This is a genomic window from Pseudomonas sp. B21-009, from assembly GCF_024749345.1.
Classification (GTDB): Bacteria; Pseudomonadota; Gammaproteobacteria; order Pseudomonadales; family Pseudomonadaceae; genus Aquipseudomonas.
On the sequence record NZ_CP087199.1, the window covers coordinates 4,098,592 to 4,111,858 of the forward strand.

8 protein-coding genes are annotated in these 13,267 nt (G+C 63.2%); 4 read left to right on the forward strand and 4 right to left on the reverse strand.

Annotated features, from left to right (window positions below):
* The first annotated feature begins 200 nt into the window (after positions 1–200).
* Entirely contained in the window at positions 201–827 is a 627-nt protein-coding gene (locus LOY34_RS18850) for a response regulator transcription factor (protein WP_045194987.1), read from the forward strand.
* 8 nt (positions 828–835) lie between these two features.
* On the forward strand, positions 836–4,492 hold the full coding sequence (locus LOY34_RS18855; protein WP_258663877.1) for a transporter substrate-binding domain-containing protein: 3,657 nt from the start codon (positions 836–838) through the stop codon (positions 4,490–4,492).
* Between the two features lie 60 nt (positions 4,493–4,552).
* Here the strand turns inward: LOY34_RS18855 and LOY34_RS18860 are convergent, their stop codons facing one another.
* Complete coding sequence (locus LOY34_RS18860; RefSeq protein WP_195884699.1) at positions 4,553–4,897, reverse strand: YggL family protein; 345 nt, start codon at positions 4,895–4,897, stop codon at positions 4,553–4,555.
* A 214-nt stretch (positions 4,898–5,111) separates the two neighbouring features.
* Here LOY34_RS18860 and dacB point away from each other — a divergent pair, with 214 nt between their 5' ends.
* Positions 5,112–6,575: a D-alanyl-D-alanine carboxypeptidase/D-alanyl-D-alanine-endopeptidase gene (gene dacB / locus LOY34_RS18865; protein WP_045194994.1), complete on the forward strand. Its 1,464-nt coding sequence runs from the start codon at positions 5,112–5,114 to the stop codon at positions 6,573–6,575.
* A gap of 7 nt (positions 6,576–6,582) precedes the next feature.
* Here the strand turns inward: dacB and LOY34_RS18870 are convergent, their stop codons facing one another.
* A complete protein-coding gene (locus LOY34_RS18870) occupies positions 6,583–8,976 on the reverse strand; it encodes a diguanylate cyclase (protein WP_258663879.1) in 2,394 nt (797 codons plus the stop codon).
* 102 nt (positions 8,977–9,078) lie between these two features.
* Complete coding sequence (gene rlmKL, locus LOY34_RS18875; RefSeq protein ID WP_093380696.1) at positions 9,079–11,277, reverse strand: bifunctional 23S rRNA (guanine(2069)-N(7))-methyltransferase RlmK/23S rRNA (guanine(2445)-N(2))-methyltransferase RlmL; 2,199 nt, start codon at positions 11,275–11,277, stop codon at positions 9,079–9,081.
* Between the two features lie 540 nt (positions 11,278–11,817).
* Between rlmKL and rmf the strand changes: the two genes are divergently transcribed.
* Complete coding sequence (gene rmf / locus LOY34_RS18880) at positions 11,818–12,033, forward strand: ribosome modulation factor (protein ID WP_010223328.1); 216 nt, start codon at positions 11,818–11,820, stop codon at positions 12,031–12,033.
* A gap of 95 nt (positions 12,034–12,128) precedes the next feature.
* Here the strand turns inward: rmf and LOY34_RS18885 are convergent, their stop codons facing one another.
* Positions 12,129–13,151: a quinone-dependent dihydroorotate dehydrogenase gene (locus LOY34_RS18885; RefSeq protein ID WP_045195001.1), complete on the reverse strand. Its 1,023-nt coding sequence runs from the start codon at positions 13,149–13,151 to the stop codon at positions 12,129–12,131.
* Positions 13,152–13,267: the final 116 nt, after the last annotated feature.

Consider the following 13,267-nt stretch of genomic DNA (forward strand, 5'->3'; position numbering starts at 1 on the left):
CTTACCTTATCCTTCGCAACATCAACTTACTATCAACACTATTGACACTGCCACCATACAGAAACCCCTGTAATCCTACATTTCAAAACTAGTAGGACTTTTCCTATATATCATTTAACTCCCCTTGAGTTCATGTGCGACCTGTTCTATCTGCGCTAAGGTGCCGTTTCTCCCTCTGGCACCTTTATGGAAACTTCACCATGTACTCTGTATTCATCGTCGACGATCACCCGGTCATCCGCCTGGCGGTGCGCATGCTTCTGGAGAATGAGGGCTATCGCGTCGTCGGCGAATCGGACAACGGCGTAGACGCCATGCAAATGGTCCGCGAATGCCTGCCGGACCTGATCATCCTCGACATCAGCATCCCCCGGCTCGATGGCCTGGAAGTGCTCTCACGCTTTCACGCCATGGGCATCCCGCTGAAAATCCTGATATTGACCGCACAATCGCCGGCACTCTTTGCCATTCGCTGCATGCACTCCGGTGCTGCCGGCTATGTGTGCAAACAGGAAGATCTCAGTGAACTGCTCAGTGCGATAAAAGCGGTGCTTTCCGGTTATAACTACTTCCCCAGCCAAGCGATCAATCCGCCACGCAAACACGAAGATTGCGCCTCGGAACTGGACCTTTTCAAACAGGTCAATGACCGCGAGTTAATGGTGCTGCAACTATTTGCCCAAGGCCGAAGCAACAAGGAAATTGCCCAGGGCATGTTTCTCAGCAACAAAACTGTCAGCACCTACAAGAAACGGCTGATGCAAAAGCTCAAGGCCAGCTCGCTGGTCGAACTGATTGAAATGGCCAAACGCAATGCACTGGTGTGAGACCACTCATGCTTAGGCAGCGCCTGACCCTGTTGTTGTGCGGCGTATTGGCCTGCCTGAGCCATGTCACGCAGGCAGACGAAGTCGCCGCCAGCCCGTTCACCCTGTTCAGCCGGGCCGGGCCGATTGCCATGCAACTGTCGCTGACCCCGGCCCAGCGCCTGTGGATCAAGGGCAAGGGCCAGCTGGTGCTGGGTACTTCAGCGCCGGACTACCCGCCGTTCGACATGACCGCCAGCGGCCGTGACTACGAAGGCCTGACCGCCGATTTCGCCGGGTTGATTGGCTCAGCCCTGGACCTGCCCATCCAGGTAAAGCGCTTCGCCACCCGCCAGGATGCGCTCAAGGCCCTGGCCCAAGGGCAGATCGACCTGCTGGGCAGCACCAACGGCTACGAGGCGGCAACTCCCGGCATTGCCCTGTCCAAGCCCTACGCGGTCGACCAGCCGGTGCTGGTCACCCGCGAGAACGAGGCGCGCCCGCTCGACATGGGCCTGGCCGGCCTGCGCCTGAGCATGGTCTATCACTACCTGCCGATGGACGAGGTACTGGCCAGTTACCCGGACGCCACCATCCAGTCCTACCCCTCCTACCAGAACGCCCTCAACGCCGTGGCCTTCGATCAGGCCGATGTGTTTCTCGGTGACACCATCTCGACCCATTACCTGATCAACCAGGGCCATTTGCAGAACATCAAGATGGCCAATTTCGGCAAGCACGAACCGGTCGGTTTCAGCTTTGCCGTGCAGCGCAGCAACCAGCCTTTGCTGGAACTGATCAACGCCACCCTCGACAGCGTCTCCAGCAGCACCCGCGAAAGCATCTTCAAACGCTGGAGCGCCGGCAGCGACGTGCTGCTCACCGACCGCAAGCTGCAGCTGTCGCAACGCGAAGAGCGCTGGCTCAGCGGCCACCCGGTGGTGCGCGTGGTGGTCAACGAAACCGCCGCGCCGCTGACTTTTTTTGACAGCGCCGGCAATTTTCGCGGCATCGCCGCCGATCTGCTGGAGCTGATCCGCCTGCGCACCGGGTTGCGTTTCGAGGTACAACGGGCCAGCGGCATCAGTGACATGATCGACCGCCTCAACCATGACCAGGCCGATGTCATTGCGGCAATTTCCCCCAGCCCGCGGCGCGCGGGCACCCTGGCGATCAGCCGCCCCTACCTGGAAAACTCCTACGTCCTACTGACACGCAAAGGCAGCGACCAGCCGGACTCGCTGGAGCAGATGAACGGCCGGCGCCTGGCCCTGACCCGCGACAGCCCGCTGTTCGAAGACTTGCGCCAGCGTTTTCCCGGCATCCAGCTGATCGAAACGGAAAGCACCTTCTTCTCAACCTCGCTGCTGGCCAGCGGGCATGTCGATGCGGCCATCACCGCGCTGATCAACGCCAACTTCAGCCTGGCCTCCCAGCGCGACCTGACGATCCGCGCCTCGGTCGGCGCCGAGCCTGCGACCTTCGCCATGGCCACGGCGCGAGGCGCCCAGGAGCTGGCGTCAATCCTCGACAAGGCGTTGCTGAGCATCGCCCCGGAAGAGCTGGGCATCATCAACAGCCGCTGGCGTGGCTACAGTACCGAAACCGACGCCTATTGGCAGAAGTACCAGCGCCTGATCCTCCAGGTTGTACTGGGTACCAGCCTGCTGTTGCTGCTGTCGCTGGCCTGGAACGCCTGGATGCGCCGCCAGATCAAGCAGCGCGAGGCCGCCGAGCGCGCCCTCAACGACCAGCTCGAGTTCATGCGCGCACTGCTCAACGGTACCCCCCACCCGATGTACGTTCGCGATCGTGCCGGGTTGCTGCAAAGCTGCAACGACAGTTACCTGGAAGCGGTGCAGGCGCGCCTTGAGGACGTCCTCGGCAAGCGCATCCAGGACAGCACCCTGGGCGACAGCTGCTATGCCAGCCAGATCCAGGCCGATTACCAGAAGGTCATGCGCGAAGGCATTCCGCTGATCGTTGACCGGCCCCTGCTGCTCAGGGAACGGGAACTGACCATCTATCACTGGATCCTGCCTTACCGCGACTCGCTTGGCGAAGTACAGGGCATCATTGGCGGCTGGATCGACATCAGCGAGCGCCGCCAGCTGATCCAGGACCTGCGCCTGGCCAAGCAACGCGCCGACGATGCCAATCGCGCCAAAAGCGTGTTCCTGGCGACCATCAGCCACGAAATCCGCACGCCGATGAACGCCATCATCGGCATGCTCGAACTGACCCTCAAACGGGGCGACCAGGGGCATATCGACCGACCGGCCATCGAAGTGGCCTACAACTCGGCGAGAGAACTGCTGGCCTTGATCGGCGACATTCTCGACATGGCCCGTATCGAGTCCGGCCACCTGAGCCTGGCACCAGAGCCCGTTAACCTGGCCGGGCTGGTCGAGTCGGTCGGGCGCGTGTTCGATGGCGTGGCCCGCCAGAAAGACCTGCGCTTGAACCTGGACATCGCCGCGCAAGCACGCTGCGAAGTATTGCTCGACCCGCTGCGGTTCAAGCAGATTCTTTCCAACCTGGTCAGCAATGCGATCAAGTTCACCGAACAGGGGCAGGTCACCGTGCACCTGGTTCTGGAGCCCGGCCCGCAAGCGGATCACCCGACCCTGAAGATAACGGTCGAGGACAGCGGCATCGGCATTCGCCCGCAAGACCAGCAGCGCCTGTTCCTGCCCTTCGCCCAGGCCGATCCGGACAGCAACCTGGCCCGCAGCGGCACCGGCCTGGGCCTGGCCATCAGCCGCGACCTGTGCCAGTCGATGGGCGGCAACCTGAGCTTGCACAGCGTGTTCGGCCAGGGCACCCGTGCGTGCATCAGCATGCCCCTGACCCTGCTGGCTGAAACGGCCAAGCCGGACGCCCCCGTAGCGGTGCCCTGTGCGGTGCTGCCAGCGCTGCGGATCCTGGTGATCGATGACCATCCGGCAAACCTGCTGCTGATCGCCCAGCAGTTGAACTTTCTCGGGCTCGAACACGCCAGTGCCGACAATGGTTTCAGCGGCCTCAACGCCTGGCGTCAGGCGCACTTCGATGTGGTAATCGTCGACTGCAACATGCCGCAAATGAACGGCTACCAGTTCACCCAGGCGTTGCGCGACCACGAGCGACAGTACCAATGGTCACCCTGCACCATTCTCGGCTACACCGCCAATGCCCAGCCGGAAGTGCGCGAACGTTGTCGCCAGGTCGGCATGGATGATTGTTTGCTCAAGCCTATCAGCCTCAACGCCTTGGGCCAGCGCCTGGCCCGGGCGCCACTGATGAGCGCCCGGCCGGCGCCGCCTGCGCAGTTGCCGTTCGATCTGCAAGGGCTGGAGCCTGTGGTCGGCAACAGCATCAACGACCTGCGCCAGTTGCTTGAAGAACTGCTGCGCAGCTTCAAGCGCGACGGCGCCCAACTCAAGGCGCTCGACCCTGGCCGCGATGTAGCGCAAATGATGAGCCAGGCGCACAAGATTCTCGGCCCGGCGCGGATCATTCAGGCCAACGGCCTGATCCACGCCTGCGAACAGCTCGAGGCCGATTGCCAGGCCAACCTGGCGCCGGCCATGCTGGAGCGTCGGCAACGGCAGATCCTGCACATCCTCTCGGTGCTTGAGCAGGCATTACAGGGGTATTTGCACGAACACTTGCCGGAGCAGCGCTGTTCCAGCGGCACCACCTGAACAGGCGGCGGGGGAGCAGAAACGAAAACGGCGGCCACTGGGGCCGCCGTTTCAGCAGGATCAGGAAGCCGGGTTGACCGATTTTTCCGGATACCAGGCGTCCAGCAACGGGCTGACTTCAATCTTGGTCAGTTCGCTGCGGCCCTTGAGCCAGGCTTCAACAGCAGCGCGCTGCTCTTCAGTGACCGAACCACGGGTGGCCTTGCAGACCAGACCGAAGTCGTCGCCGCCAACATAGTCCAGACCATTGGCATCCATGGCGTCAGCCAGGAATGCATCGAGGAAGGCGTCAATGGCTTCGTCGGACAGATCTTCCTTGAAATCCAGGTTCAGCTCAAAACCCAGCTCCTGGAATTCATCCACGCAGAGTTTTTTGCGCAGACGGCGGGAACGGTTAGTGGCCATGAAACAATCCTCTTGAGTATTAACGCGCGGCACTTTACCAGTTTCACCGCGCGATTGCCGGAATAAAAGCCGATAAGCTGTTGTTTGATCCTGTATTCACAGGCCCATGGGCGTTCTGCTTGGGGCATAATGCGCGCTATATTTTTCCGTATCGGGGCCTTCACCTTTTTTCGCTCCGTTTTTTTCACCCCTCGCTCGCAGGGTTTTATCGCACATGATCAGATCTCTTCGCCCTCTTCTGCTTGCCGGCCTGCTGATGCCCCTGGCGCTTTCCAGCCACGCCGCCGCGGTCAACACCACGCTTTCGCCAAAAGTGCAGCAGGCGCTGAAAACCAACAAATTGCAGGACTCGGCCCTGTCGCTGGTCATGCTGCCGCTCAACGGCCCGGGCACACCGACCGTGTTCAATGCCGATGTCTCGGTCAACCCGGCCTCGACCATGAAGCTGGTCACCACCTACGCCGCCCTGGAAATGCTCGGCCCCACCCACCAGTGGAAAACCGAGTTCTACAGCGACGGCCCGCTGCGCAACGGCGTGCTGCAGGGCAACCTGTACCTCAAGGGCGGCGGCGACCCGAAGCTGAACATGGAAAAGCTCTGGCTGCTGATGCGCGACCTGCGCGCCAATGGCGTACAGACCATCAGCGGTGACCTGGTGCTCGACCGCAGCCACTTCATCCAGCCACAACTGCCGCAGTTCAACGATGATGGTGGCGACGAAAACAAACCCTTCCTGGTCAAGCCCGACTCGCTGCTGATCAACCTCAAGGCGCTGCGCTTCGTCGCCCGCAACGATGGGGGCAAGGTGCTGGTGTCGGTCGAGCCGCCGATTGCCAACATCCGCATCGACAACCAGGTCAAGGCGGTCAACACCAAGCAGTGCAGCGGCGACGTGCGCTACAACCCGGTGGTGCAAGCTGACGGCGTCAGCGTCGTGGTCAGCGGCCAGCTGGGCGATGGCTGCAACTCGCAGACCTACCTGTCGCTGCTCGATCACCCGACCTACGCCGCCGGCGCCGTGCGCGCCATCTGGAACGAACTGGGGGGTAGCATCCAGGGCCGTGACCGGGTCGACAACGTGCCGAAAAGCGCGCGTCTGCTGGCCCGCGCCTACTCCCCGGACCTGGTGGAGATCATCCGCGACATTAACAAATACAGTAACAACACCATGGCCCAGCAGCTGTTCCTGAGCCTGGGCGCGCAGTTCCGTACCGACGCCGACGGCGACGACGCCCGCGCCGCCCAACGCGTGGTGCGCCAGTGGCTGGCGAAAAAGGGCATCACCGCGCCGCACCTGATCATGGAAAACGGCTCGGGCCTGTCCCGCGCCGAACGGGTCAGCACCCGGGAAATGGCCGCCCTGCTGCAAGCGGCCTGGAACAGCCCGTACGCTGCCGAGTTCATCAGCTCGATGCCGCTGGTGGGCATGGACGGCACCATGCGCAAGCGCCTCAAGCGCACCGCCATGACCGGTGAGGCGCACATCAAGACCGGTACCCTGAACACCGTGCGCGCCATCGCCGGCTTCAGCCGCGACAGCAACGGCAACACCTGGGCGGTCGCGGCGATCCTCAACGACCCCAAACCCTGGGGGGCTTCGGCCGTGCTCGACCAGGTCCTGCTCGACCTGTACCGCCAGCCGAAACTGGTCAACAGCACCGCCGCCGTTCAGCCCTGAGCCTGACTCAGGGCAGTTCGCCCTCGACCCGGTCGCGGCCAGCCTGCTTGGCCGCGTAGACCCCCGAGTCGGCGCGTAGCAGCAAGGCATCGGCGCCCTCCCCCGGGCGCCAGCCGGCCACGCCGAAACTCGCCGTGACCATCCCCACCCCGTCCACCGGCACGCTGCGCAGGCCCTGCCAGAGCTCCATGGCCAGGCTGTAGGCCTGCTCGGCATTGCTGCCCGGGCACAACACCATGAATTCCTCGCCACCCAGGCGGCAGAACACATCGGTACGGCGCAGGCGGTGATTGATGCGCTGGCACAGGCTGCGCAGCACATGATCGCCCACGGCATGGCCGTACAAGTCGTTGATGCGCTTGAAGTGGTCGATATCGAGCATGATCACCGCCAGGTCCTGGCTGTCGCGCTGGGCCCGCTCAAGCTCGGCCTTGAGCCGCTCCTGAAAGTAGCGGCGGTTGTGAATGCCGGTCAGTGAGTCGGTTACCGACAACGCCCGCAGCTCCTCCTCGACGCGCTTCAGATCGGAGATATCAGTCAGGTAGCCGTGCCACAGAGTCCCCCCCTGCTCGGCCGGCTCCGGCGTGGCTTCGCCGCGGATCCAGCGCATCCCGGCCACCGGCAGCAGCACCCGGTACTCTTCGCGCCAGGGCGTGAGGTGATCAGCGGAATAGCGGATCGAGGCGCGCACCCGTTCCAGGTCATCGGGGTGGATACGCTCGAACACGGCCGTGGCGTCCTCGCGCAGGCGCTGCGGCTCGATCTCGTAGATATCGCGCAAGCCCTCGCTGGCATAGCTGAAGCACGAGCTGCCGTCGGGGTCGAGGCGAAACTGGTAAATGCCGCCGGGCACCTCGGCGCTGAGCTTTTCCAGCAGCCGGTCACGGGCCGCCAGGGCCTCGTGCACGCGCTTGCGCTCGGTAACGTCGATGCAGATGGCCAGGTGGCCGACCCACAGGCCGTGCTCATCGAGCACCGCGCTGACCATCATGTTAGCCAGCAGGTGGCTGCCATCCTTGCGCAACAGGGTCCACTCACCAGGCTCGCTCTCACCCTCCTGGACGGTCTCGGCGAACATCGCCTGGGCCGGGCTGACCTCGCGCCCATAACGCTGGCTCAAGGCGCGGGCCCGGGCCTGCAGCTCCTCTGGCGAGACCAGCTCTTCCAGGGTCAGGCGGCCGATGACTTCAGCGCTGTGGTAGCCGAGCATGCGTTCGGCGCCAGCGTTAAAGGTACTGATCACCCCGCGCAGGCTGGTGGCAATGATCGCCACCTGGGTGGCGGCATCGAGCACGCTGCGCAGCTGGTTGTGGGTATCGCGCAGCGACTGTTCGCTGACGCGCAACTCGGCGGTGCGCTGCTCGACCAGGGTCAGGGCACGCTGGCGCTGGCCGAACAGGCTGAACAGCAAGGCGCTGAGCAACAGGCTGAGCAGGCCGCCAAGCAGCACCACGGCAACGACCGCCGAGGAGCGATTGGCGTCCATGAAGGCAAGGCTGGGCTGGATATCCAGTTGATAGTCGTGATCGGCCAGGCGCAACAGATGGGTGGCGGTCAGATCGGTGTCGGCCCCCTGGTTGCCGGATTGGAACAACACCTCATGCTGGCCCTGCCCGGACAGGTCAAGAATGCGCACCACCAGGTTATCCTCGCTCGGGTTGGGCAGCCCCTCGGCCATCAGCTGCTGCAGGCTGATCACCGCCAGTACGTAGCCATCTGGTGGGGCGGCGGCGCTGCCCGGGGCAAAAACGGGCGCCACCATCAATACCCCGCGGGCGAAGGCCGGGTCGACATGGGTCAGGTTCAAGGGTGCCGACACCGCCATGCTGCCGGGCTGGCGGGCACGGTCGAGGGCCGCCTGGCGCAGCGGCTGGGAGAGCATGTCCAGGCCCAGGGGCTGGACCTGGTGGCTGGAGGCCTGGGTGTACAACAGTGGGTAATAGAGCGCACGCTCAGCCGCTACCTGCAGGCTGCCGGTGTCATTCAGCTCGTGGATGGCAAAGGGCTTGCCGAGGAGTTGCGCGGCGCTGCGCTCAAACGCTTGACGCTCATCGCCCGCCACCCGCGGCGCCCAGGCGTAGGCCTGGGTCCGGTACAACAGGGGCTTGGCGTAGCCGTTGAACTCGGCGAGAGTGACGCTTTCGGAGAACACGAAGAAGCGGCGCAGGCCATCGAGACGCTGCACCTGGTCCTCGAAACGCTCTTCGATACGGCTGTAACGCTCACTGGCGAGCAGTTCGAAGCGTTGACGCAACTGCTGGCGGTACAGGTCATGGGTGGCCAGCGCCAGCAGCGCAGTCAACAGGCCGCCGGCGACAAATGCCACGCCGGCCACCAGCCAGGCGGACACTTCCTCGCTGACAAAGCCGAGCATCTTCGGACGAGCGGCGTGCATCGACATAGAAAGCACTCAAAACGCCAGCGTCCAGCGGATCGCGGGCTCTGATTGAGTTATAGCCATTAGCCATTAACGTAGCAATCATCACCCGCGACAATCAGCCAATCAGCGCGCCTGAATTTTCCAGGCCCGGTGAATCTTGCTGTTACGGGCAAAGTCCGGGTCCAGGGTCTGGGCACTGATCTCTTCCACCGCATAGCGCTCAGCCAGGTTTTCGTCGAGCTGGAACTTGCGGAAGTTGTTCGAGAAGTACAGCACACCGCCCGGCGCCAGGCGCGCCACGGCCAGGTCAAGCAACTCGACATGATCGCGCTGCACGTCGAACACGCCTTCCATACGCTTGGAGTTGGAGAAGGTCGGCGGATCGATGAAGATCAGCTCGTATTCCTCGCGACAGGCTTGCAGCCAGGCCATGACATCGCCCTGCTCCAGGCGATTCTTGTCCGAGAAGCCATTGAGCGACAGGTTGCGCCGCGCCCAGTCCAGATAAGTCTTGGACAGGTCAACACTGGTGGTGCTGCGCGCGCCACCCTTGGCCGCATGCACACTGGCGGTGGCGGTGTAGCAGAACAGGTTGAGGAAGCGCTTGCCGGCAGCCTCGCGCTGAATGCGCAGGCGCATCGGGCGGTGGTCGAGGAACAGCCCGGTGTCGAGGTAATCGGTGAGGTTGACCAGCAGCTTGACGCCGCCTTCCTGCACTTCGAGGAACTGCCCCTGGGCGCTCTGGCGCTCGTACTGGCGGGTACCGCTCTGACGCTCGCGACGCTTGACCACCACGCGGCTCTGGTCGATGCCCAGGGCCTGAGGGATCGCTGCCAGGGCGTCGAACAGACGCGCCTGGGCCTTTTCCGGGTCGATCGAGCGCGGCGCGGCGTATTCCTGCACGTGCACCCAGTCCTGGTACAGGTCGATGGCCAGGGCGTACTCGGGCATGTCGGCATCGTACAGGCGGTAGCAGCTGACGTTCTCGCGCTTGGCCCACTTGCCCAGTTGCTTGAGGTTCTTCTGCAGGCGGTTGGCGAACATCTGCCCGCCCTCGCTCAGGCGTGCCGGCTCACTGGCCACGGCGGCCGGGGTACGCGGTTCGGCTGCTTCGCCATTGCGCTCGGGCTGACGGCGCTCGCCGGTGACGAACTGATCAGGCTGAACCTTGATCAGCAGCAGCTTGCACGGCAAGGCGCCGTTCCAGAAGGCATATTGCTTGTGGCTGCGGATGCCCATGCGCTTGCCCAGGTCCGGGGCGCCGGTGAACACCGCCGCTTCCCAGTTCAGGCAGGCCTGACGCAGGCGCTCGCCGAGGTTCTGGTAGAGGTACAGCAGGCTCGCTTCGTCGCCCAGGCGCTCGCCGTACGGCGGGTTGCAGATCACCAGGCCTTTCTGGTTCTGGTCCGGGCGCGGCTCGAAGCTGCCGACTTCGCCCTGGTAGATCTTCACCCAGTCACTCAGGCCGGCGCGCTCAACGTTGTTGCGGCCCGGCTGGATCAGCCGCGGGTCGGCCTCATAGCCGCGAATCCACAGCGGCGGGCGGGCCAGGCCGGCTTCGGCACGGGCCAGCGCCTCATCATGGAGTTTGCGCCAGAGGGCCGGCACGTGGCCGAGCCAGGCGCTGAAGCCCCAACGCTCGCGGCGCAGGTTCGGTGCGATATCGGCGGCGATCATTGCGGCTTCGACCAGAAAGGTCCCCACACCACACATCGGGTCGGCCAGGGCGCCGCCTTCGGCAGCGATGCGTGGCCAGCCAGCGCGGATCAACACCGCGGCCGCGAGGTTTTCCTTGAGCGGCGCCGCACCTTGCTGCAGGCGGTAGCCGCGCTGGTGCAGGCTGTGGCCGGACAGGTCCAGGGACAGGATCGCCTCGCCACGCTCCAGGCGCAGGTGCACGCGCAGGTCCGGGTTGAGCTTGTCGACCGACGGGCGCTCGCCGCTGCTGGTACGCAGCTTGTCGACAATTGCATCCTTGACCTTCAAGGCGCCGAAGTGGGTGTTGTCGATACCCGAGCCGTGGCCGCTGAATTCCACCGCCAGCGAGCCGCTGGCCTCCAGGTGATCCTGCCACTCGACTTCGTTGACGCCGTCGTAGAGGTCGTCGGCGTTCTTCATATTGAAGCGCTTGAGCACCAGCAGTACGCGGTTGCCCAGGCGCGACCACAGGCACAGCCGGTAGGCGGTTTCCATGTCGGCCGTGCCGCGGATCGCCGAAGTGTGCTCGCGCACTTCTTCAAGGCCGAGGCCGCGGGCTTCTTCGGCAAGCAGGCCTTCAAGGCCTTTGGGACAGGTGAGGTAAAGTTCGAAACGGTCCGACATGGGGTATCCAGAGCCTTGAGCAATAAAGTGGAGAGGCAAGCGCATCGCCCTTCCGATGTTTAATCGAACGCCTTTCCACAGCGTTCGAGTGGCGCTTTATCTCGCGCCGGGCCGCCCGCCAATCCGACTTTTGCCAAGGGCTGAAAAGTCTTTGATTGCCGGGCAGAACGAAAAATTCAGGCAAAGAACCGGGGAAAATGACCCTTCGTCGTTTTGCCGCTGTTGTTACAAATTATCACACAGCGATGGCCAGATGACTTTGCAGCAGGTCAAACCCTGATCATAGCGGGCTTTGCGCCAGATCCTAATCAGACGCATTTATTTACTTATCCTGTGACCCTATGAAAGGTTACGTCCTTATGACAAAACGATCATTCACACTGTGTCCTGCATTGGTTAGAACTGGTCTCAGGTTGTCACCGCAACGGGGCAACACTTCCGCTCGCGACGCCGGCAGCGAGCGCAAACCGGCAGAACGATTCTGCCCGACCTTCTAGAGGTCGACGGGACATTACAGTCAACAAGTGAGGGCAACACCCTATGAGAAGACTTAAGCGTGATCCGTTGGAACGAGCTTTTTCACGTGGCTACCAATATGGGGTCACCGGCAAATCCCGCGAGCTTTGCCCCTTTACTCTACCGTCTGTACGCCAGGCATGGATCAATGGCTGGCGCGAAGGACGCGGCGACAACTGGGACGGTATGACCGGCACTGCGGGTATCCATAGACTCAACGAACTTCACGCCGTTGGCTGAACGAGGAACTGAATCCGATTACCATGCGCGCCCTATCCGGGCGGCGGGCTGAGGCCCAGGGGCCCCTTGAGGGGCCCTTTTTTATGCCTGCGGGTTCAGCGCCCCATGGCGGCGATGGCGTCCACTGCCTCGCGAATCAGGGCCGGGCCCTTGTAGATGAACCCCGAGTAGATCTGTACCAGGCTGGCACCGGCAGCAATCTTCTGCGCCGCATGCTTGCCTTCGGTAATCCCGCCCGCAGCAATGATCGGCAACTTGCCACCCAGCTCGCCAGCCAGCACCTTGACGATATGGGTGCTTTTTTCCAGCACCGGCGCGCCCGACAGGCCGCCTGCTTCGTCACCATGCTGCAGGCCTTCGACGCCTTCGCGGCCAAGGGTGGTGTTGGTGGCGATCACCGCGTCCATACCCGACTCGACCAGGGCTGCGGCGACCAGCGCGGTTTCTTCGTCGCTCATGTCCGGGGCGATCTTGATCGCCAGCGGCACATGCTTGCCGCGTTCGGTCACCAGTTGCGAGCGGCGCTCGGCCAGGGCGTCGAGCAGTTGCTTGAGCGAATCGCCGAACTGCAGGCTGCGCAGGCCCGGGGTGTTCGGCGAGCTTACGTTGACGGTGATGTAGCTGGCCTGGTCGTAGACCTTGTCGAGGCAGATCAGGTAATCGTCGACCGCGCGCTCGACCGGAGTGTCGAAGTTCTTGCCGATATTGATGCCGAGGATGCCGCTGTATTTGGCGGCGCGCACACGGTTGAGCAGGTTGTCGACACCCAGGTTGTTGAAGCCCATGCGGTTGATGATCGCTTCGGCTTCCGGCAGGCGGAACAGGCGCGGCTTGGGGTTGCCCGGCTGTGGACGCGGGGTGACGGTGCCGATCTCGACAAAACCGAAACCGAGCTGGGCAAAACCGTCGATGGCCGCGCCGTTCTTGTCCAGACCCGCCGCCAGCCCGACCGGGTTGGCGAAGTTCAGGCCCATGACAGTGACCGGCAAGGAAGCCGGCGCCTTGGTCAGCAAGCCGTTGAGGCCCAGACGGCCACCGGCGCCGATCAGGTCCAGGGACAGGTCATGGGAGGTCTCCGGGGAGAGCTTGAACAGCAGCTGGCGGGCCAGGGTATACATGGGCGGGTTTAGCTCGACGTGAGTGAGGGGGCGATTATAGCGGTGGCGTCGCCCGGGGGACAGGGCCGCCTTGGCATATGCGTTGCTTGCACCCTGATCAAACGCCTGCCACGCGA